This is a genomic window from Arthrobacter sp. 'calajunan' (assembly GCF_046940185.1).
Taxonomy (GTDB): Bacteria; Actinomycetota; Actinomycetes; order Actinomycetales; family Micrococcaceae; genus Glutamicibacter; species Glutamicibacter soli.
This window is the reverse complement of record NZ_JBKZDY010000012.1, coordinates 25,187-46,238: the sequence shown is the minus strand read 5'-3', so window position 1 is coordinate 46,238 and position 21,052 is coordinate 25,187. Positions and strand designations below refer to the sequence as shown.

Here is a 21,052-nt window from a genome sequence, read left to right as displayed (position 1 = left end):
CTCACATCTACCCAAGGAGTACCCATGAAACCGCTAGAATTGACCGAGACGAACTTCGCTGAAACCGTCAAGTCCTCCCCCATGCTGCTGGTCGACTTCTGGGCAGCCTGGTGCGGCCCGTGCCGCAACTTCGCGCCCGTCTTCGACACCGCTGCCGGCCTGCACGAGGACGTGACCTTCGGCAAGGTCAACACCGAGACGCAGCAGAACCTGGCGGCCGCCGCCCAGATCACCTCCATCCCGACGCTGATGGCGTTCAAGGACGGCGTGCTGGTTTACTCCCAGCCCGGCGCACTGGACTCCCGCGGCCTGGAGGAACTGATCACCTCGCTGAAGAACCTGGACATGGAAGCCGTGCACGCCGAAATGGCCGACGCACAGAAGTCCCAGTCTTAATCCCGGGGTCCGCCCCACGGTCTTTTTCGAAATGGAGCACATCATGCGCAACGCAGACGACGCCACACGCAAGCGAATCCTGAACCGCTTGAAGCGGGCCCGTGGCCAGCTTGACGCCGTCATCAACTCGGTTGAGAACGACGGCAAATGCCGCGATGTGGTTACCCAGCTGTCTGCCGTGTCCACCGCGCTGGACCGCGCAGGATTCGCCATCGTCTCCTCGGCCATGCAGCATTGCCTGGTTGATCCGGAGAAGACCGCCGAAGCAGAAGACGGCTTGACCGTCGAAGAGCTGGAAAAGCTCTTCCTTTCACTTTCCTAGTATTTACGGCTTAAAAGCCAGAGAAGGAGGCATCTCATGTGCCGACAGGTTTCATGCAAGAAGTGCGGCAAGACCACCTGGGCCGGGTGCGGCCAGCACGTTGACTCGGTCATGCGCGGCGTTCCAGCCCGCGACCGCTGCCAAGGCCACGAGAATGAGCCGAGCAAGGGCTTCTTCGGTCGCCTGTTCGGCCGCTAAACCCGGCCTATGCCCCTGTACGGACCTCCACCCCGAGGTCCGCACGGGGGCCGCTTCATTTAAGCGGATTTGCAAGGAGCAGGGGCGCGGCCCGACGACATAGTCAGCTCGCAGTTACCCTGCGCCCGCGTTCTTTGGAATAATCCGAAGCACTGGCCATGGGCGTGCAGCATGCCGGATGCCCGCAAGCGAAGGCGGCATTCACCGCAGGTCCCCGGATGAAACCCCAAAGGAAAACAAGCTCGATGACTGCAAAAATCCGTATTGGCATTGCCGGCTACGGCAACCTCGGCCGCGGCGTACAGGCCGCCATCGCGAAGAACCCCGACATGGAGCTGGTCGGCGTCTACACCCGCCGCGACCCGCAGAAACTGCAGCTGGCCAGCCCGGCGCCGCGTTTTGCCATCACCGAGCTGGAGCGGCACACCGATCAGATCGACGTGCTGATCCTGTGCGGCGGCTCGAAGTCGGACCTGCCGGAGCAGGGCCCGAAGTACGCCGCACTGTACAACACCGTGGACAGCTTCGACACCCACGCACGCATCCCGGAATACTACGAAACCGTGGACGCCCCGGCCAAGGCCGCCGGCAAGACCGCGCTGATCTCCGCCGGCTGGGATCCGGGAATGTTCTCGATCAACCGCGTCTACGGCGAGGCGCTGCTGCCCGACGGCGAGACCTACACCTTCTGGGGCCGCGGCCTGAGCCAGGGGCACTCCGACGCGGTGCGCCGCGTCCCGGGTGTCGCCGGCGCCGTGCAGTACACGATCCCCAGCCAGGAAGCCATCGACAAGGTCCGCGCCGGCCTGCGCCCAACGCTGAGCACCCGCGAAAAGCACCAGCGCGAATGCTTCGTGGTGCTCGAGGACGGCGCCGACGCCGAAGCGGTGCGCGAGGCGATCGTCACCATGGAGCACTACTTCGACCAGTACGACACCACGGTTGAATTCATCGACGCCGAGACCCTGGCCCGCGAGCATGCGGACATGCCGCATGGCGGATTCGTCATCCGCTCCGGCAACACCAGCGATGAGCAGAAGCAGGTCATCGAGTACTCGCTGGCGCTGGGCTCGAATCCCGAGTTCACTTCCAGCGTGCTGGTGGCCTACGCCCGGGCCGTGCACCGCATGAACCAAGCCGGTCTCACCGGTGCGCAGACCGTCTTCGACGTCGCCCCGGGTCTGCTCTCGCCCAAGTCGGCCGCGCAGCTGCGTGCCGAAATGCTCTAAACTCGCACCATAGGATCACGCCATGCCGGCAACCGGCATGGCGTGGTCTGCTTAAGCTGCGGACCGTCCGCTCAGATCCGGATGTAGGCAGCGCCGTCCAGCTGCCCGGCGGCCAAGGCGACCACCGCCGAGGGCACCGTGCCCAAGCCTTCCTGCAGGTCGTCAGCTGTGATGCCGTTGCGGCTCCTGCCCAGTTCGCAGGCGAAAACCTGTGTACGGCTGGCCGGGTCAATGGGCTCGGCATCCTTGCGCACCCCGGCCAGCGCCTTGCCGTTCACGATGACGCTGATCCGGGCATCGGGCAGGGATTCGCCCAGCGTCGCGAGCGCCGCCACGGCCCGCGCGATGTCCTCCGGTCCCTGGGTGGCGTGCAGAAGCACGTGCCGTTCTGCTGGGCCGTTCATCACACGGCCTCCTTCGTTCGGAAAAGCCGCTCGCTGAGCCAGCCGCGCTCGTTTTCGTTCAGCGGCCGCGGGGTGAGCTTGTCCTCGGCGAGCGCCACCATGACGTTGCTGCCGTCGAACACGGGGGCTCCGTCCTGGAACCCGATATGCCGCACCACGAAGGACTTGGTGCCGATACGCTGGACACCGACCCGCACCATGACGCTGGAGGTGTAGTAGACCGGTCGCAGGTAGTCCAGGTTCATCGAGGCAACCACCAGCCCGTGGGGAAAGAGGTCCGACTCGCCATGGCGGCCCGACCAGCGGATCCGCGCTTCTTCCACGAGTGTCACCACGCGGGCGTTGTTCACATGTCCAAGGCTGTCCTGGTCGCTCCACCGCAGCTGGATTTCCACTTCTTCCCCGCCCTCGGGGAGATTTTCACTTCGACTCATGTGGCTCATTGCAACAAACATTCACTTTCTATGCATCTTCAATGACGTACTGCCGCGTCCTTCTCCCAGGCTTCAATGGGCCCCGGGACCGCGGTGAATAAGGGATGCAGGGGAATCTGCCCGGCACCCAACGAGTCCAAGTAAGTCGCGCGCGGCGGGTCGCGCTGCTGCAGTTTGCGCAGCAGATGCTCCGCCTCGAATCCGATCTGTCCGGTGCTCACTGGCACCAAGCCCGCATGCTCCGGCAGTGCGGGGTGCAGGATTTTGGCCGCTTCGAATTTGTAGCCACGCAGCTTCGCTTCTTCCAGCAACCCCTGCAGGTAGCCGCCGACGGTCTCCAGCGGGTCGGATTGCCCGCGCAGCCGGATCAGCTGCGGATGATTTGCATAGCCCTGGGTCTGGCCGGCGAGCACCTTCTGGGCCAACAGGCTTTCGCGCCAGCAGGCTACCAAGCCCTTGGAATCCAATAGGGACGGGTGAAGTGACCACAGGCGCATGCTTCAAGTGTAGTGTCGGCACCCCGCGCCACCACCTGGCCGATCCACCCGCATTTTCGCCGTTCAACCACTCTTCGATTGCTCGAGGGCCACCGGGCCCAGGTCGGCAACCGTCTGGGCGAAGGCCCTCAGGTCGCTGGCGAAGGCTTCGGGCTGTTCCATCGCGCCGAAGTGTCCGCCGGCTTCATGTTCGGTCCAGTGCACCAGCGGGAACCGCCGCTGGTACCACGCCCGGGGTGACTTGAGGATTTCTTGGGGGAAAATGCCAGCCCCGGTGGGGACCACGACCTCGCCGGCCGCCCCGGTCCCGTTTCGCAGCGCCAGGTACTGCTCCCGGTAGAAATGCATGGCCGAGGAAATCGTGTCAGTGAACCAGTACACGGACAGGTTCGCCAGGAACTTCTCCCAGCTCACCGCATGGCGCACGTCCCTGATGCCGTCGCGTTCGCAGTCGGTCCACTGGTAGAACTTGTCCAGGACCCAGGCGCACCATCCCGCCGGTGAATCGTTCAACGCGAAACCCAGCGTTTCCGGGCGGGTTTTCTGGATCTCGAAGTAGCCGCGGCCATCCAGCGCGTTGAATTCGTTGCCCTTGAGCCACTCCCGTTCGTGGTCCTGCACCAGGGCCATGGCATCCGGCACATCGCCCGGCGGGATTGGGTGCGTCAATGTCACATGCAGTCCCAGCACCCGCTGGGGATAGAGCGATGTGATGTGCGTGGCCAGCAGCGTGCCCCAGTCGCCCCCGTGCACGACGAACTGCTCGTAGCCCAGCTCCCGCATCAGCGCAGCCATCCGATGCGCGATACGGACCGGGGTCATCCCCGGTTCTCCGATCCCGGGAGAAGCCCCGAAGCCCTGCAACGACGGTGCCACCACGTGGAATGATTCCAGTTCCGCCGATTCCGGGGCGGACAGCTTCGGAATGACCTCGAGGAACTCGACGATTGAGCCAGGCCAGCCGTGGAGCAGCAGCACCGGGACGGCGTCCTCCTGCGCCGAGCGGGAGTGCAGGTGGTGGATTGGCAGCCCGTCGATGGACGTCAGGTAGTTGGAAACCGCATTGATCCTGCGTTCGGCGTCCTCGAAGTCGAAGCCGTCGCGCCAGTAGTCCACCACGTCGCGCAGATAGTCCTGGTCGACTCCGAAGTCCCAGTTCTGCGCGGTGAAGCGCCGCGGCCAGCGAGTCTGTGTGATGCGGGTTCGCAGTTCGTCCACCGCGTTTGCCTCGAAGCGGAATTGATAGGGAATGCTCGGCATTCGGTGCACCTCTCGTGGACGGTCAGGGGCGCAGCCCTTGGGGCTGCGTCGTGCCAGCCTAGCGGCTGCCGCCGTTGTGGAGAGCTGGAATACCGGCTATCACGGTTCAAGCAGGCGCCGGCTTGACGCAGGCGCTCGGGCGGAAGCAGGGCATCCCGATACCTGGCGAAGGAACCGGCGCAACTTGGCGATGCAGTTGATGTCCGGCGCACTGCGGGCGCAGACCCGCCGCGCATTGCCCTCGCTGGCTCCGCAAAAAGAGAGAATCCGGCCAGGGCTTTACGTCAGCCGATCAGCTTTGGGGGAATTCGATGATCTCGCTGCGGATCAGGAATCGTTTGCCTTCGGGAGCCTCGACGGAGAAGCCCGAGCCGCGGCCGGCCACCACGTCTACGGTGAGCTTGGTGTGCTTCCAGTATTCGAATTGCTCCTTGGACATCCAGAAATCGATGTCGCCCAGGGTGCCGCCGGAACCGTCGTCAAGACAGAGCACTCCGAGCAGGACGTCGGATCCTCCGGTGCGGAATTCGCCGGCCGGATAGCACATCGGCGAGGAGCCGTCGCAGCAACCGCCGGACTGGTGGAACATCAGCGGGCCGTGGATGCCCCACAGCTTGCGCAGCAGTTGAAGGGACTCATCGGTGAAGGCGACGCGGGAAAATTCCTCACCGGCAATCGCCGCACGGGTTTCGGTAATCGTGCTCATGACTCGCTCCTCTGGTCTTCGGGATCACTGGCCTTGGCTTTAAGCTCAGTGTCCTCCAAACGTCTCCGGGAGTCCATGCCCCTGTGGCCCGGCAGACGATGTCATGCCGGGCCACAGGGATTTGGGGGGAGGTTGGGTTATTCGGTTGGGTTGGGTTGGTTAATCGGTTGGGGTTGGGGGTTGGATGGTTACTTGGTGTAGTCGATCACGACACGGCCATCGATCTTCGCATGGCGCATTTCGTCAAAGACCGCGTTGATGTCTTCCAGCGGGCGGGTGTGGAAAGTCGGCTTGATCTTTCCTGCCGCATAGAAGTCCAGCGCTTCGATCATGTCCTGTCGGGTGCCGACGATCGAACCGCGGATCGTCAGGCCCTTGAGGACGATGTCGAAAATCGGGGCCGGGAAGTCGCCGGCCGGCAGGCCGTTGAAGACGATGGTTCCGCCGCGACGGGTCATGCCAATGGCCTGGCCGAAAGCCGCCGGGTGGACCGCGGTCACGAGCACGCCGTGGGTTCCGCCGATCTTTTCCTGGATCACGGTGGCGGGATCCTGCGCAAAGGCGTTCACCGTGAGTTCAGCTCCGTGCTTGGTCGCCAAGGCCAGCTTGTCATCGGCGACGTCGATGGCGACAACTCGCATGCCCATGGCTACCGCGTATTGAACTGCGATGTGGCCCAGGCCGCCGATGCCGGAGATCGCAACCCATTGGCCGGGGCGCACGCCGGTCATCTTCAGGCCCTTGTAGACAGTCACGCCGGCGCAGAGCACCGGGGCGATCTCATGCGGGTCCGAGCCTTCGGGGATGTGCGCGGCGAACTTCGCGTCCACCAGCATGTACTGCCCGAAGGAGCCATCCATCGAATAGCCGCCGTTGGACTGGGATTCGCACAAGGTCTCCCAGCCCGTGCGGCAGAATTCGCAGCTGCCGCACGCGCTGGCCAGCCAGGCGTTGCCGACGAGGTCGCCTTCCTTGACCTCGGTGACTCCTTCGCCGACCTTGACGACGGTGCCGACACCCTCATGGCCCGGGATCAGCGGAAGCTTGGGCTTGACCGGCCAGTCGCCTTCGGCGGCGTGCAGGTCGGTGTGGCACACGCCCGAGGCGATGAGCTTGACCAGGGCCTGGCCCGGGCCGGGCTCGGGGATCGAGGTGTCGGCTACTTTGAGTTCTTCGCCGAAGCCTTCAACGATGGCAGCTTTCATGGTGCTCATGGGAAAAGTCCTTTGCAGTGTTTTTCGAAGACCGGGGCCGGTCCCGGAGCTGGTGCTCCGGAACCGTCCCGAGCCTTCGGGGTCTGTGAAACTGTCGGTCGTGCGTGGGGATGGTGACAGGGGATGGGGGATGGGCTGCGTTGGGGTATCGCAGTTTAGAAGAAGCCGAGCTTGTCTTCCGAGTAGGAGACGAGCAGGTTCTTGGTCTGCTGGTAGTGATCCAGCATCATCAGGTGGTTTTCGCGGCCGATGCCCGAGGACTTGTAGCCGCCGAAAGCCGAGTGCGCCGGGTAGGCGTGGTATTGGTTGACCCAGACACGTCCGGCCTGGATGTCGCGGCCTGCGCGGTAGGCGGTGTTGCCGTTGCGGCTCCACACGCCCGAGCCCAGCCCGTAGAGGGTGTCGTTGGCAATGGCCATCGCATCGTCGTAGTCCTTGAACTTCGCCACCGAGACCACCGGGCCGAAGATCTCCTCTTGGAAGATGCGCATGTTGTTGGTGCCTTCGAAGATGGTCGGCTGCACGTAGTAGCCGCCGGACAGGTCGCCGCCCAGGTCCGCGCGCCCGCCACCGGTGAGCAGCTTGGCTCCCTCGGCCTTGCCGATGTCCATGTAGGACAGGATCTTTTCCAGCTGGTCGTTGGAGGCCTGGGCACCCATCATGGTGTCGGTGTCCAGCGGGTTGCCCTGCTTGATGGCCTTGGTGCGGACCACGACCTTTTCCATGAATTCGCCGTAGATGCTTTCCTGGACCAGCGCGCGCGACGGGCAGGTGCAGACCTCGCCCTGATTCAGCGCGAACATCGTGAAGCCTTCCTGGGCCTTGTCGTAGAAGGCGTCGTCCTTGGCCGCCACGTCCTCGAAGAACACGTTCGGCGACTTGCCGCCGAGCTCCAGGGTGACCGGGATGAGGTTTTCCGAAGCGTACTGCATGATCAGGCGGCCGGTGGTGGTCTCGCCGGTGAATGCGATCTTGCGGATGCGCTTGTTCGAGGCGAGCGGCTTGCCGCACTCGACGCCGAAGCCGTTGATGACGTTCAGCACGCCGGCCGGAAGCAGGTCGCCGATCAGTTCCATCAGCACCAGGATCGATACCGGGGTCTGCTCGGCAGGCTTCAGGACGATCGCGTTGCCGGCGGCCAGCGCCGGGGCGAGCTTCCAGACGGCCATCAGCAGCGGGAAGTTCCACGGGATGATCTGTCCGACAACACCCAGCGGCTCGTGGAAGTGGTAGGCGGTGGTGTTGTCATCGAGCTGCGAGAGGCTGCCTTCCTGGGCGCGGATAGCGCCTGCGAAGTAGCGGAAGTGGTCCACTGCCAGCGGCAGGTCGGCGTTGAGGCATTCGCGGATGGCCTTGCCGTTGTCCCAGGTTTCCGCGACGGACAGCATTTCAAGGTTTTCCTCGATGCGGTCTGCGATGCGGTTCAGGACCAGGGCACGGTCCGCCGGGCTGGTCTTGCCCCAGGCCGGTGCCGCCGCGTGCGCCGCATCCAGTGCGGTTTCAACGTCTTCGGCGGTGGATCGTGCGACCTCGCAGAACGACTTGCCGGTAACCGGGGTGATGTTTTCGAAGTACATCCCCTTGGCCGGAGCAACCCACTGGCCGCCGATGTAGTTCTCATACCGCGACTTGAAGTTGACCAATGCTCCATCGGTGTTCGGGTTTGCGTAGATGCTCATGGCTGCGTGACTCCTTCGTCTCTTCGCTTCGTGCCGGTGGCTGGATGCCTCGCCGTCTTGGCATGTGACTCTAGTCACATAAACGTTGCAAGAAGGTTGCACAACGTTGCAACGCTGCACAGCGGTGTCAGGGAGTGCACCGGATCCACGACATGGCCCGACCCGCACTCCCCGCGGCAAGCGCCGTGGCATCGGGCCGTGTTGCGAAAAATACGCGAACGAACTCCGGGATCGACTACCCGTCCAGCGCTTCAATCTCGGCGACAACCAGTGAACGCGCCGGCGAATCCAGCGGCAATTCACGCAGGGCGGCCAGCAGCAGTTGAGAATCCGCGCTCTGCCTTCCAAGCCGCAGCAACTGCTGTGCGGTGCCGCGATCCAGCACCATTTCCCGCAGGGCAATCTGCGCGCGGTAGCGAAGCGCAACGATGCCAGGGGCCTGCGAGCGCACGAGGATCTCGGCGGGATACAGCTGCAGCGCCCGTTCCAGATCGCCTTCCTCCATGGCCTGCCAGAGCATGGTCAGCGTGGTTTGCAGTTCCCATTCCAGGCGGTAGGGGCGTGCGGCGATGCGGCGGTCAGGCGAATCAGCGAGCGCCTTGCGCAGTCGCACCAGCTCGGAGCGCAGGGTCCCCTCGGAAGCATTATCGGGCTGCTCGAAAAGCTCTTCGACCAACTGGGCGCTGTTCAGCCCGCGCGGATGCGCCGCAAGTATGGTCAGGATCTCCGCATGGCGTAGGGACAACGGCTTGCCGGAAAGCCGCGGGCCGTCACTGGCGCACAAATCGAGGAAATCCTCATCCGCCCGCTCCTCAGCCAGTGACGGAAGAAGCAGCTGCCCCTCAGCCGCAGCCACCGCCGCCTGAAGCAGCGGCAGCGAATGCACGGCAATCGCATCAGCACCGCCGGTCAGATCAACCGCGCCGATGGTGCGGCCGGTCCGCGGGTTGCGGATCGGCACCGCGGAACAGTTCAAGTGGTGCACGTGCTCATAGAGGTGCTCAGCGCCGGAAACCTGGACGCCGCTTCCCGTCGCAAGCGCCAGCCCTGGAGCCGACGTGCCCACCGAAGATTCGCCCCAGTTCGCGCCCGCGCTGAACCCGACATTTTCAGCGCCGTCCATGGCTCCGTGGTTGCCGGCAACCCACAGCAGCGTCCCCTGCGCGTCGGCGAGGGCCACCAGAAGATTAGCGTCGCTGGCGGCGGGAACCAGCAGCTTTTCGAAAACAGGCCAAATGCGCTGCAGTTCGCTGCGCTCCCGCGCCAGACGAAGGCTGTCGTCGCTGAGCATCGAGGGATAGCTGAATTGAAAAGGGTTCGAGAGGGATCGCCGCCACGACTCGCGAACGACGCTCCTCAATGGAAGCGCGTCAAGGTCAGCCAGATGCGACCCCAAGAGTTCGTGCGCTTTGCGCGCTTGGCTCGCCGCAGCCGACCAGTCCATGCCAGTTTCGCCCACCGTGACTCCAGATACCTGTAAAAATTCAGCGTAACGCAGGTCACTTTCCCATGCGTACCTTACACACTAGGGCATGCGGGTGGGGATGTGTAGTGATCATCCTGTTGATCCGCTCCACAACTCCTGGACTCCCCGCACGAAACGGCGGCGTCGCCGCTGGTCGGACGCGATCCACAGGAGACTTAACACCTTGAATAATAGGTGATTTATCTCCTCTTTAGACACAATGCGGGCTCCGGAGAACTAACTTGATCCGCCCCCTTCCCTCTGGCGCGCAGCGGGAGTAATATACAACCAAATGGTTGTATATGAGTTGAGCGATGAACAGGTAAACAAGGTCTTCCGCGCCTTGGCAGACGCCACACGACGAGACATCGTGCGGCGGACGTTAAGCGCCGAGGTGCGCGTGAGCGACCTGGCCACGGCCTACGACATGTCGTTTGCCGCGGTGCAGAAGCACGTGGCCGCCCTTGAAGCGGCGGGCCTGGTTACCAAGATCGCACGTGGCCGCGAACGCATCGTCCGCGGCCAGCCGGACACCATCCGACACGTCCAGGAACTGCTAACCGCCTACGAGGACATCTGGCGTCAGCGCATCAGCAGGCTCGATGACTTCCTCGCAGATGAAACCGACTAAGGATTTCGCCATGCCTGTCACCTCCGTACTCAAGGACCCGGAAACGCTGACACTGACCGTTCACGCCAATTTCCCGGTTCCCGTTTCCCGGCTCTGGGATGCCTATCTCGACCCCCGCCAGATCGAAAAGTTCTGGGGCCCGGTTGAATACCCTGCCACCTTCACGCGCCACGACGGCGCGGTCGGAGGCCGGAGCAACTACTACATGACCTCGCCTGAAGGCGAGCAGTTCCACGGATACTGGATCTGGAACGAGGTCGTCGAGCACAAGTTCTTCGAGGTCACCGACGGTTTCGCCCATTCCGACGGATCAGTGAACGAAGACCTTCCCGCCACCCGCACCGTCTTCAGCTTCGACCCCCACGAGGAGGGGTCCACGCTGACCATCACCGCCAACTTCGACTCGGCCGAGGAGCTCGAGCAGGTGGTCGCCATGGGCATGATCGATGGCACGCGTTCGGCCATGAGCCAGATCGAGCAGGTGCTGATCGACCTGCGCAACTACGCGCAGACCTTCGCCACCGAAGCCCAGCTGCTTTCCGACACCCAGGTGCGCGTCAGCCGCCTCATCCGCGGCACCCAGGAGCAGGTCTGGCGCGCACACCACGATCCGGAGCTCATGAAGCGCTGGCTGCTGGGCCCCGACGGCTGGCAGATGACCGAATGCATCCTGCCCAAGGAGGTGGGAGACAGCTACCGCTACTGGTGGGAGCCGAATTCCGGCGTCGAAGGCCAGGGGTTCGGATTCGCCGGCGTTTGCCTGTCCAGCACCCCGCGCAGCTTCGAATCCTTCACCGAGCAGATGATCGACACCGACTACCCGGCAACAGTCAATGAAACGACGTTCACCCCGGTGCAGTCAGGCACCCTGCTCAGCCTGGTCATCACCTACCCCGACGCCCAAACCCGCGACATGGTGCTGGCCACCGGAATGACCGAGGGAATGGAGGCCAGCTACGCACGCCTTGAATCACTGCTCTGAGCGATACGCCCCACAATCGCGATAAGGGCCGGGGCAAATGTGAAACACTTAGTGTCATGAGTACCCACAATGTGCGCGCAGGCCTGGACAAGCAGGCGAATCAGGTTCAGGAAATGTTCGACAATCTTGCTCCAAAGTACGATCTGCTCAATACCCTGATGACCGGCGGCATTGTGAACTACTGGCGCAAGATCACCACCGAGGCGATCGCCCCGAAGCCCGGAGAGCGCATCCTGGATCTGGCAGCCGGCACCGGCACCTCGTCCGTGCCGTTGGCCAAGGCCGGCGCGCGCGTGACCGCGTGCGACATGTCCCACGGCATGCTCGCCGAGGGCCGCAAGCGCTACCCCGAGCTGGAATTCGTCTACGGCGACGGCCACGATCTGCCATTCGAGGACAACACCTTCGATGCGGTGACCATCTCCTACGGCCTGCGCAACATTGACGACACCGAGAAGGCGCTGTCCGAGCTGCACCGCGTCACCAAGCCCGGCGGACGCATTGTGGTTGCCGAGTTCTCCACCCCGACCGTAACCCCGCTCAAGGTCGCCTACCAGCAGTTCCTGCCGCGCGTGATTCCAGCCCTGGGCTACATGGTCTCGCCGAATCCTTCGGCGTACGCCTACCTGGCCGAGTCCATCGCCGCCTGGCCGGGCCAGGAAGAGCTGGGCCGCAAGTTCGTCAACGTGGGTTGGAAGAACGTCGAGTACCGCAACCTGACCGGCGGCATCGTCGCGGTGCACCGCGCGTGGAAGTAAGCTGAACAGCAAGTTGTGAATCGGGGCATGCCTGGCGGCACGCCCCGATTTTTTCTGCCCAGCCCCACGGCCGGGTGCGCCTGTTACACTCGAAACCATGGATCTCATCTGCGCATAGCCTCGAACAGTCTCGCGCCCCATTCAGCGGCGCACGTTCATTCACGGCTTCCGGTGCAGATTTCCGTTTCCCCGGTTCCCCAGCTGTTGCCACGAACCCTCCAACGACGTCTTTTCCCGGTTGCCTCCTCAGCCTTCACAGGAGCCACCATGGCCTTGACCCCACCCATCACCCTGACCTCCCTCAGCTTCTGTTGGCCAGACGGCGAGCAGGTGCTCTCCCAGCTTGACGGCACCTTCCCCGCCGGCGCCAGCGGCTTGATCGGTGCCAACGGCAGCGGAAAATCCACCCTGCTCAAGCTGATCGCCGGGCGCCTGGCCCCCAGCTCCGGACAGGTTTCGGCGACTGGCGACGTCGCCTACCTGGCGCAGAACATCACTCTGCAATCGGACGCAACGCTTGCGGACCTGCTGGGCATCGCCCCTGCCTACCGCGCGCTGCAGGCCATCGAGGCGGGCAGCGTCGCCCCGGAGGATTTCGACGCCGTCGGCTCCGACTGGGACCTTGAAGCCAGGATCCAGGCCGAACTGACCCCGCTGGGCTTCGGCGGCCTGGACCTGTCGCGCCGGGTCGACGAGCTGTCCGGCGGCGAAACCATGCTGCTGGCGGTCCTCGGGCTGCGCCTGGCGCGCAAGCCCGTCACGCTGCTCGACGAGCCGACGAACAACCTCGATGGCCAGACCCGGCAGCTGCTGTACGGGCTGCTGCGCACCTGGCCCGGAACACTCGTCGTGGTGAGCCACGACCTGCAGCTGCTGGAGCAGATGCAGCACACCATCGAACTGCATCACGGACAGCTACGCTTCTTCGGCGGCCCGTACAGCCTGTACCAGGAGCAGCTGGCGACCGAGCAGCAGGCGGCGCTGCAGGCGGCCAAAACCGCCAGCTCCGCGCTGAAGGTGGAAAAGCGGCAGCGCGCCGAAGCGGAGACCAAGCTGGCGCGCACCAAACGCAAGGGCCGCGCCGAACAGCTCGGCGGCAACATGCCGCGCATCCTGGCCAACTCCCTGAAGCAGAAGTCCGAGGCGAACGCCGGCAAGACCCGCGCCCAGCACGAGGCGAAAATCGACGCCGCGCAGCAGCACGTCGACCAGGCGCAGTCAAGGATCAGGGAGATCGAGCACATCAACCTCGAACTTCCCGATCCCGGGCTGCCGGCCGGGCGGCGGGTGCTTGAGCTGGACGACGGCACCAGCTGGCATCTGCTGCAGGGCCCCGAGCGCGTGGCGCTGACCGGCCCCAACGGCGCGGGCAAGAGCACGCTGCTGCGGCAGCTGCTCTCCGGAGCCGAGCCCTCCGACGGGATCAGCGGAACCCTGCATGTGGACCGGGTGGGCTACCTGCCCCAGCAGCTGGCTGGACTGGACGATACGCTCAGCGCCCTGGACAACGTCCAGCGCGCGGCTTCGGACGTCCCCTCCGGGACCATCCGCAATACGCTGGCCCGGCTGCTGCTGCGCGGCGCCAGCGTCGACCGCCCGTTGGGAACCCTCTCCGGAGGCGAACGGCTGCGCGTCTACCTGGCCTGCCTGCTGGTAGCGGTTCCTGTGAATCAACTGCTGATTCTGGACGAGCCCACGAACAATCTGGACATCGACAGCGTGCGCCAGCTGGCCGAAGCCCTGAATGCCTACCGCGGCGCCTTGCTGGTAGTCAGCCACGACCAGGACTTCCTCGCGCAGCTGGGACTGGACTACGCGCTCAGCCTTGATTCCGCGCGGAATCTGGCCAAGGTCGAGGTCCCAGGGGCGTGATTCATGCAGGAAGCCCGCGTAGACTTGAATAAAGCACAACGCCCAGGACCGAAAGCAGTTCAACCATGTCCTACCCGCAGCGCACCGTAGAAGTCGTCGACGCCGGCTTGGTCATCGACCAGTCCGCCACCTTGCTCTGGGAGGATATCCGACGAGCTTTCATCTACGACGCGGGGACGGAAGCCGAGGATCTGACCTGCGCCGAGTTCCACCTGGCCGAGGGCTACAGCGTGGAAATCAACAGCCAGATGCCCGGCTGGGCCCACGCCATCGAGCACCTGCCGGCACGCATCGACAACCTGGTCGACGAACGCTGAGCACCGCCGCGGCCCCGCTGGACCGCGGCACCCCCGAATTCCGGCTCGCATCGAGCCGATCCTAGGAGTTTTCCCATGGCAACCATTGTTTTATTCCACCACGTCCAGGGCCTGACCCCGGGAGTCCAGGCAATGGCCGCGGAACTGCGGGCCGAAGGGCACACCGTGCACCCGGTGGACCTGTTCGCCGGCAAGCTTCCCAAGGACCTGGAGGCTGGCATCCTGCTGGCCAACAAGGTCGGCGAGGACAAGATCCAGCAGCGCGTGGACAAGCTGTTCAAGAACCTGCCCGACGAACTGGTCTACATCGGCACTTCCTGGGGCGCGGCCCTGGCCCAGCAGTGCGCGCAGCAGCGTCCGGGCGCGCTGGGCGCCGTCCTGCTCGAGTCATTCGTGGACCTGGATGCCGATTGGAGCTTCGGCCCCTGGCCGACCGCCGTGCCGGTACAGATCCACGGCATGGACAACGACCCGTTCTTCGCCCGCGAAGGCGACCTGGAGGCGGCCGAACGCTTCGTCAACGACCAGGGCGAGGGGCTCGCGCAGCTGTTCACCTACCCCGGCGACAAGCACCTGTTCACCGACAGCTCGCTGCCGTCCCACGACCCGCAGGCTCGCGCGCTGGTCATGGAGCGCATCAAGAAGTTCCTGGCCGACATCTAAGGCCATCAACCTGCCCGGCAAATCCCCCGCCCACTAGACTCTTGACATGCGAATCGAGCGTTTGTTCCGTTTCCCCGTCAAGGGCCTGCCCGCCGAGGAGCTCACCCGCGCCGCGGTGAGCGCCGAGGGCGGGGTGGCCGGGGACCGCGCCGTCGCACTGGGCAACGGCAGCACCCCGGTCGCGGACGGGCAGTGGCAGTCCTGCGGCTCCTTCACCGCGCTGAAAAACGACACGTCCCTGCAACAGTGGCAGGTCGTCTCCGCTCCCCCATTCATCACGGTGACAGCCCCGGCGGCCACGGGGGCCGCTCCCTTCACCTTCGACTCCTCCGATGCCGGCGAGCGCTCGGCGGCCGCTGACTACATGGCAGCGCACATCCCGGCGCAGGGAGGCCATGCCCGCACCCTGGTCGCCGCCTCCCACGGGATGTTCGATTCCCGCCTCTCTGGCATCTCGCTGATCAACCCCCGCACGGTGGAGGCGCTCTCGAAGGCCGCGGGCGTCACGCTGGATCCACTGCGCTACCGCGGCAACATCCTGCTGGACGGGGTGCCGGCCTTCGGCGAGTTCGAGCTGATCGGCAAGGTCCTGCGTATCGGCGAGACCCGGATCGCGATCACCAAGTCCATCGAGCGCTGCCCTGCCACGTCGGTCAATCCCGCCACCACGCAAGTGGACGTCAACGGGCCGCGGCTGCTGGCAAGCCATTTCGGGCACCTGCACTGCGGCGTCTACGGCACGGTCCTGGCCGGCGGGACGCTGCAGGCAGGGGACGAGATCCGCATTGATTCCGAAGACCGGCGCGCGCTGGCATTGGCGCCTGCCAAGCGCACCCCGCGCTACCTCGAGGTCATCGAGCGCCGGCAGCTGGACGGCGATGCGGTGGAAATTTCGCTGCGCGACCCGCACGGCTGGATCGCGGCCCACGACGAGGCGGGCACCCATCTGCGGGTGCACCTGCCCGACCCGCTGTGGCGCAACTACACCATCACCGCGGTGCACCGGGACGTCATCAGCATCGCCGTGCGCACCGCCGGAACCGTCTCGCAGAAGATGGCCGGCCTGCGGGCCGGGGACAAGCTGCTGGCTTCGGGACCCCACGGCACCATGACCGCACGCCGCGTGCTGCACGGCCGCACCGCGCTGCTCACCGCCGGCATCGGCATCACCCCCGCCCTGGGGCTGCTTCGCGGAGCCGGCCAGGCACCTGAATTGAATGAACTGCGATTGTTCCATGTGGAGCGCGGGCCCGGTGGCGAGCTGTTCACGCGCGCTGGCGCCTTGGCCCGCGGCCTGGGGCTGCCCGCCCGGATCAGCCACGTCGATTCCCGGGCAGGCCGGCCAACCGCGGCGCTGCTGGCCCAGGCCATCGAGTCTTGCGACAGCGTGGTGATCTGCGGCCCGGCCGGATTCACCCAGCTGGCACTGGAGACCTGCGAGCTGGCCGGCATCGCGCCGCAGCACGTCCACCGGGAAACCTTTGCCTCCCCCGCCGCCGACCTGGGCGAGCTGCTGCAGCAGTACGCCCCGGCACGGATTTCCTTCTCCTCCGGCGCGGCGGGATTCACCTGGCGCCCGCAGGACGGCACGCTGCTTGAATCGCTGGAGGCCCGAGGGCTCACCCCGAACAGCTCCTGCCGGGCAGGGTCCTGCGGCGAATGCGCACTGACGCTGCGCCGCGGCAGCGTCGGCTACCCGCTGGATCCCAGCGCCCGGGTGGCGGAGAACCAGATTCTGGCCTGCATGGCGGCTCCCGCCGAGGACCTGGAACTGCAGCTCTAGGCATGCGGAGCTACTCTCTGGGGTCCGGCCTGAGCGAGTCGAAGAATTCGGAAATCGCCTTCATGATCGCCGCTGGTTGTTCGTCGACTATGAAATGCCCGGCGTCCTCGATAATTTCCAAGCGCACATCAGTCCCATAAATGGAAGTATCAGCGAAAGCCCTGCGCACGACTGCCGGTGGGAACCCAGCATCCTTGGTTCCGAAAATGAACAATGATGGCATGGCAAAGCGTTCAGCCCTGTAGCTGCCTCGTATTATCCGCATCAGCTCCGGGAGGACCATACGGCGGCAAAGGGGCACGGCGGCCCGTGCGGAGTTTTCATGGCTCATCATTGCCTGATACTGGTCGACCACTGCCTGGTCCAGGGGCTGGACCATGAAAATCGGCGAGAAGAAATGGCGGGTCATTCGTCCCGAGCGCATGAGCCAGGGACCGAGCTTCGGCATGGACAGCGCTTCCTGGTGCCACAAGTGCCTCATGCCTGGCATCATGCCCAGATCAAATCGCATTTGCGGAGGCGGCACGGCAATCATCACGTGACTGGTTATTCGTTCCGGGTAGTGCATCGCCAGCTGGAATGCAGAAACGGCTCCCATGTCCTGGCTCACCATGCGAACCTCGCCCAGCTCCAAAACGTCGAGCAATTCCAGGATGTCTCGAGTTCGGCGGGTCCTATCGATGTCCCGGTACGGCAGGCGAGTCCATCCCTCACCGCGAAGGTCGGGCGCGATGGCCCGATACCCCTGAGCCGCAAGTGCCGGCATGATTTCTCGCCATTGCCACCACGTCTGACCGAATCCGTGCAACAGGAGCACCGGGTCGCCGGACCCCATAGCCGCCACGTGCATCTGCCCACCGGCGACTTCCAGGAATTCGTGGTCGACCCCAGCCACCACCGGCATGGCCGGCCATGCTTGGCTTTCCGTAGTCATTTTGTATCCCACCACAGTGAAATTCTTGGGATCCTTCTCACCGCCGTGTTGCCGCGCGCCAAGCAATCACGCATCGGGGACCGCGGGAAGGGACCCAGGCTTATCGACTAACCTTGGCCAAAAGCCAGGGCGCATGCTCGCGCTCGGGTCATTTGGAAGGACCCGCAGGAGCACCCGAGGGTTTCCTGTCGCCTAACGCCCAGACCGGCTCGCGCCAACAACATGGCGTATTCAACTTTGAGAGCTTTGCCCACTCTCACACAATACTACGTCCACAATGAATTGTCACTATGATTATAGTGATGGAGAATGAAATTATGGAGACTTCCACTTCCAACCCAAGTTCCCGGGCAGAGCGGGCCTTGAACGCAGCACTTGCGCTCCTCGGCGAGCAAGGAGTGCGGGCACTAAGCCATGCCCGCGTCGACCAGACAGCCGGGCTGCCGGCAGGATCGACATCCAACTATTTTCGTACCAAGCAGGCATTGCTCGAGGGCGTCGCATCGCACCTTGCCCAGCGCGAACGCGAGGATTTCGGCCAAGCTGCGCCAATCCTCGAGCGCGCGGAGGCAGAGGAGGCATTCACCAGAATGCTGGAAACCCAAAGCGGGATTTTCCGCAGCAGGACCCTGGCCCGCTACGCGCTGTTCATCGACTTGGCCCATTCTCCGGAACTTGTTGCGCCGCTGAAGGACAACCGGAGGGTCTTCGAACACTGGACAACCGCGACGCTGGCCGCCCTGGGCGCCAAAGACCCCCTGGGCTGCACGAGATTCATCATGGCCACGCTCGACGGCGCACTGCTGCACCGGATCACGGTCGACGACTCGCTGGATTTCGCGCCGGTTATCCGCCGCGCCCTGGCCGCCTGCCTCGATAGCTAGCCTCCTGCCGGAACACGGAAAACCCCGCCTCCTCCGGTGAAACCGGGGTGGCGGGGTTTTGTCTGGTGCGCCCTGCGGGGATCGAACCCGCGACCAATGGATTAAAAGTCCAGTGCTCTACCAGCTGAGCTAAAGGCGCACGGCCTACGGCCAGAAACCATATTACCTGAAGTGCCCGTCCATCCTTAATCGAGGCCGATCCACGTCGCAAGCAGCGGAAAACGCCAAGGATAAGGGAGTAACCTAGTCGCCATGAGAGGTGCACGTTCCGGATCGCAAACCGCCCACGAGTCGGGGTACCGGCATCACAAACCCCGCCCCTTCGCCCCGATCGACTTCGAGCCCTATGAAGGCGGGGCCGATCCCGCGCGGGTATCGGAGGCCGCGCACCTGTCCGCGCGCGCCTTCGTCCAGCAAGGGCTGGCCAACGACGACCCGGAGGTCACCCGGAGGCTGATTGCCGTCGCCGAGGACGAGGGCATCGAGGTGCTCGCCGAACTCTGGAGCGAGGCCCCGGCGCATTCGCTGCCCGGCGCGCTTTGGCGCCTGTACGCGGTCCGCACCGCCACCTTGAACATGCCCGACGTCATGGCCGCACGGTTCTCCGCCGGAGCCCACCGCGCAGAGGTCGAACGCATCGTCGCCGGCGCCGCCGAGCCGCCCAGCGCCGAGGAGCTGAAGAAGATGACCAGCTCGATTCTCTCAGGGGCCTTCAACGGGGACTTCGCCCACGCCCTTGAGCGCACCGCCGCCTACTGCAGAGTGCTGGCCCTGGGCATGACCGAGCACGCCGACGCCGCGGACATGGCCAGCAGCGAGCGCGGCACCAACCTGACCTTGCGGGCGCGCTCGCTGGACAACACCGCCAAGGATCTGGAGATCTGCGCCCGAATGTGGCGCCAGGGCACGCTGGACTAGCAACAAAAATCGGCTCCGCCTCCCTGTGGCCTTAGGATTGGGACGGCAGAATTCCTCAAGCGAAGGGCCGGTGCGTGGGCGCAAACAACAAGGCGGCATCCTCGGGCGCCATGCGCTGGCTCCTGGTGCTGATTGCCACCGCGCTGCTGTCCCAGACGGCCTTGAACGTAATCCGCCCGGTCACGACCTACAAGCTCATTGCGCTGGGTTCCGGTCCGGTGACGGTTGGCGCGGCCACGGCCGCCTTCGCGCTGCTGCCCTTGGTGACAGCGATTTCCATGGGCCGGCTCAGCTCCCGCATGCGCCAGATCCGCTACCTGATGCTGGGCGGCGTCGTCCTGCTGGCGCTCGGCGGCGCTGGCATCGCCCTGTCCCCCAACGCGCTGCTGGTCGCGGCCGCCAGCGCGGTGCTGGGCATGGGGCACCTGATGTTCACCATCGGCGGCCAGTCCTCCATCGCACGCTTTTTGCCCGACAGCGAACTGGATAAGGGATTCGGCTGGTTCACCGCCGCGTATTCCGCCGGCCAATTCCTCGGTCCGCTGGCCGCAGGCCTGATCCTGGGCACCGGCACCGCGGCCGACTCCCCAGAGCGCATCGCCAGCATCAGCCTGTCACTGTGGATCGGTGCCGGCTGCTCGCTGCTGGCGGCCCCGCTGCTGCTGGCCAATTTCCAGCCGTCGACCACCAAGAACACCGCTTCCGCGGCATCGGCCCGCCCCAAGACCTCCGCCTGGGCCATCCTGCGGGTTCGCGGCATGACCTCCCACATGCTCGCGGCGCTGACACTGCTGTCCATGCTGGACATCCTCACCGCCTTCCTGCCGCTGGTCGCCGAGCAACATAACGTCACACCTGTGGCAGTTGGTGTGCTCTTGGCCATCCGCGGCTGCGCGTCGGTGGTCTCGCGCCTGGTGATCCCGCAGCTATCCGCGCACTTCAGCCGCCCGGCCCTGCTCACCACCAGCTTGTACCTGGCGGCCGCCACCATCGCCATCGCGCCGTTCTTCATCGACTCGCTGTGGATCTCGGGCGCCGCGATGCTGGTCGGCGGTTTCTTCCTGGGACTTGGCCAGCCGCTGACCATGACCATGATCTCCACCTCGGTGGAACCGGCCGACCGGGGTGCCGCGCTGGCCCTCCGGCTCATGGGAAACCGACTCGGACAAGTAGGTTTGCCGATTATCGCAAGTACCGTGGCGGCTGGCATGGGCCCTGCCGGGGCGATCTGGTTCTGCTGCGCGCTGCTGGGGATCAGCGGAATCGAGAAGTCGCTGCGGCGATAACGTGAGAAACGGCACGCCGTCGGGCAGGCGGTTGACAGCAAGCGCTTCAAGCGAGAAAACTAGGAGTCGGTGCCGGGCTGCTGGTAACCCCGGGCTCCAAAACTCTGCCGCCTAGAGCGGCCTTCCGCCGAGAGGCGTTCCCGGTCCGGCACCACCACAATTCTTGTGTTCACTTCAACGACGTAAACTGTTCTGCGTTGGTACCTGCCCGCATGCCCTA

General features: G+C 64.7%; 22 protein-coding genes, 1 tRNA gene and 1 pseudogene. 14 read left to right on the top strand and 10 right to left on the bottom strand.

Annotated elements, in window-relative coordinates; genetic code table 11:
• Positions 1–24: 24 nt before the first annotated feature.
• The 4 genes from trxA to RF641_RS15675 all read left to right on the top strand — a co-directional run bounded on the left by trxA (position 25) and on the right by RF641_RS15675 (position 2,145).
• Entirely contained in the window at positions 25–396 is a 372-nt protein-coding gene (gene trxA / locus RF641_RS15690) for a thioredoxin (protein WP_047117689.1), read from the top strand.
• Between the two features lie 43 nt (positions 397–439).
• A complete protein-coding gene (locus RF641_RS15685; RefSeq protein ID WP_047117752.1) occupies positions 440–718 on the top strand; it encodes a metal-sensitive transcriptional regulator in 279 nt (92 codons plus the stop codon).
• A 36-nt stretch (positions 719–754) separates the two neighbouring features.
• Positions 755–916, top strand: coding sequence for a hypothetical protein (locus RF641_RS15680; protein ID WP_113608018.1), 162 nt, complete (start codon positions 755–757; stop codon positions 914–916).
• Positions 917–1,161: 245 nt separating this feature from the next.
• Positions 1,162–2,145 (top strand): diaminopimelate dehydrogenase, encoded by a 984-nt coding sequence (locus RF641_RS15675; RefSeq protein WP_424573570.1) that lies wholly within the window; start codon positions 1,162–1,164, stop codon positions 2,143–2,145.
• 71 nt (positions 2,146–2,216) lie between these two features.
• Here the strand turns inward: RF641_RS15675 and RF641_RS15670 are convergent, their stop codons facing one another.
• The 8 genes from RF641_RS15670 to RF641_RS15635 all read right to left on the bottom strand — a co-directional run bounded on the left by RF641_RS15670 (position 2,217) and on the right by RF641_RS15635 (position 9,798).
• The gene (locus tag RF641_RS15670; RefSeq protein WP_424573569.1) at positions 2,217–2,549 is read right to left on the bottom strand and encodes a hypothetical protein; all 333 of its coding nucleotides are present in this window, start codon (positions 2,547–2,549) and stop codon (positions 2,217–2,219) included.
• Entirely contained in the window at positions 2,549–2,983 is a 435-nt protein-coding gene (locus RF641_RS15665; protein ID WP_424573568.1) for an acyl-CoA thioesterase, read from the bottom strand. The genes RF641_RS15670 and RF641_RS15665 overlap by 1 nt, the downstream gene beginning before the upstream one ends.
• Positions 2,984–3,021: 38 nt before the next feature.
• Entirely contained in the window at positions 3,022–3,480 is a 459-nt protein-coding gene (locus RF641_RS15660) for a pyrimidine dimer DNA glycosylase/endonuclease V (protein WP_424573567.1), read from the bottom strand.
• Between the two features lie 63 nt (positions 3,481–3,543).
• Positions 3,544–4,740 carry an epoxide hydrolase family protein gene (locus RF641_RS15655; RefSeq protein ID WP_424573566.1) on the bottom strand — a complete coding sequence of 399 codons (1,197 nt, stop codon included), beginning with the start codon at positions 4,738–4,740 and terminating at the stop codon, positions 3,544–3,546.
• A gap of 292 nt (positions 4,741–5,032) precedes the next feature.
• The gene (locus RF641_RS15650; RefSeq protein WP_047117684.1) at positions 5,033–5,446 is read right to left on the bottom strand and encodes a DUF779 domain-containing protein; all 414 of its coding nucleotides are present in this window, start codon (positions 5,444–5,446) and stop codon (positions 5,033–5,035) included.
• Positions 5,447–5,634: 188 nt separating this feature from the next.
• The gene (adhP, locus tag RF641_RS15645; protein WP_047117683.1) at positions 5,635–6,660 is read right to left on the bottom strand and encodes an alcohol dehydrogenase AdhP; all 1,026 of its coding nucleotides are present in this window, start codon (positions 6,658–6,660) and stop codon (positions 5,635–5,637) included.
• Between the two features lie 155 nt (positions 6,661–6,815).
• The gene (gene exaC, locus RF641_RS15640; protein WP_120991912.1) at positions 6,816–8,339 is read right to left on the bottom strand and encodes an acetaldehyde dehydrogenase ExaC; all 1,524 of its coding nucleotides are present in this window, start codon (positions 8,337–8,339) and stop codon (positions 6,816–6,818) included.
• 235 nt (positions 8,340–8,574) lie between these two features.
• Positions 8,575–9,798, bottom strand: a complete 1,224-nt coding sequence (locus RF641_RS15635; RefSeq protein WP_424573565.1) for a transcriptional regulator — start codon at positions 9,796–9,798, stop codon at positions 8,575–8,577.
• Positions 9,799–10,096: 298 nt separating this feature from the next.
• On the opposite strand from RF641_RS15635, the gene RF641_RS15630 reads away from it, so the two are divergent.
• The 7 genes and pseudogenes from RF641_RS15630 (at position 10,097) to RF641_RS15600 (ending at position 16,810) form a co-directional block, all read left to right on the top strand.
• On the top strand, positions 10,097–10,435 hold the full coding sequence (locus tag RF641_RS15630; RefSeq protein ID WP_424573564.1) for an ArsR/SmtB family transcription factor: 339 nt from the start codon (positions 10,097–10,099) through the stop codon (positions 10,433–10,435).
• A gap of 10 nt (positions 10,436–10,445) precedes the next feature.
• On the top strand, positions 10,446–11,417 hold the full coding sequence (locus RF641_RS15625; RefSeq protein ID WP_424573563.1) for an SRPBCC family protein: 972 nt from the start codon (positions 10,446–10,448) through the stop codon (positions 11,415–11,417).
• A gap of 56 nt (positions 11,418–11,473) precedes the next feature.
• A complete protein-coding gene (locus tag RF641_RS15620; protein ID WP_053797159.1) occupies positions 11,474–12,175 on the top strand; it encodes a class I SAM-dependent methyltransferase in 702 nt (233 codons plus the stop codon).
• Between the two features lie 267 nt (positions 12,176–12,442).
• Positions 12,443–14,047, top strand: a complete 1,605-nt coding sequence (locus RF641_RS15615) for an ABC-F family ATP-binding cassette domain-containing protein (protein ID WP_424573562.1) — start codon at positions 12,443–12,445, stop codon at positions 14,045–14,047.
• A 65-nt stretch (positions 14,048–14,112) separates the two neighbouring features.
• Complete coding sequence (locus tag RF641_RS15610; protein WP_047117676.1) at positions 14,113–14,364, top strand: hypothetical protein; 252 nt, start codon at positions 14,113–14,115, stop codon at positions 14,362–14,364.
• Between the two features lie 69 nt (positions 14,365–14,433).
• Positions 14,434–15,027, top strand: a pseudogene (locus RF641_RS15605) (dienelactone hydrolase family protein); the annotation flags it as partial.
• Positions 15,028–15,073: 46 nt separating this feature from the next.
• The gene (locus tag RF641_RS15600) at positions 15,074–16,810 is read left to right on the top strand and encodes an MOSC domain-containing protein (RefSeq protein ID WP_424573561.1); all 1,737 of its coding nucleotides are present in this window, start codon (positions 15,074–15,076) and stop codon (positions 16,808–16,810) included.
• Positions 16,811–16,820: 10 nt separating this feature from the next.
• On the opposite strand, the gene RF641_RS15595 is transcribed toward RF641_RS15600, so the two are convergent.
• Positions 16,821–17,744 carry an alpha/beta fold hydrolase gene (locus RF641_RS15595; RefSeq protein ID WP_082344592.1) on the bottom strand — a complete coding sequence of 308 codons (924 nt, stop codon included), beginning with the start codon at positions 17,742–17,744 and terminating at the stop codon, positions 16,821–16,823.
• Positions 17,745–18,046: 302 nt separating this feature from the next.
• Here RF641_RS15595 and RF641_RS15590 point away from each other — a divergent pair, with 302 nt between their 5' ends.
• The gene (locus tag RF641_RS15590; RefSeq protein WP_237562437.1) at positions 18,047–18,628 is read left to right on the top strand and encodes a TetR/AcrR family transcriptional regulator; all 582 of its coding nucleotides are present in this window, start codon (positions 18,047–18,049) and stop codon (positions 18,626–18,628) included.
• A 63-nt stretch (positions 18,629–18,691) separates the two neighbouring features.
• On the opposite strand, the gene RF641_RS15585 is transcribed toward RF641_RS15590, so the two are convergent.
• A tRNA-Lys gene (locus RF641_RS15585) sits at positions 18,692–18,767 on the bottom strand.
• 113 nt (positions 18,768–18,880) lie between these two features.
• Between RF641_RS15585 and RF641_RS15580 the strand changes: the two genes are divergently transcribed.
• Both RF641_RS15580 and RF641_RS15575 read left to right on the top strand, forming a co-directional pair.
• Positions 18,881–19,546, top strand: coding sequence for a hypothetical protein (locus tag RF641_RS15580; RefSeq protein WP_424573560.1), 666 nt, complete (start codon positions 18,881–18,883; stop codon positions 19,544–19,546).
• 74 nt (positions 19,547–19,620) lie between these two features.
• Positions 19,621–20,832, top strand: coding sequence for an MFS transporter (locus RF641_RS15575; protein ID WP_231736035.1), 1,212 nt, complete (start codon positions 19,621–19,623; stop codon positions 20,830–20,832).
• Positions 20,833–21,052 lie beyond the last annotated feature (220 nt).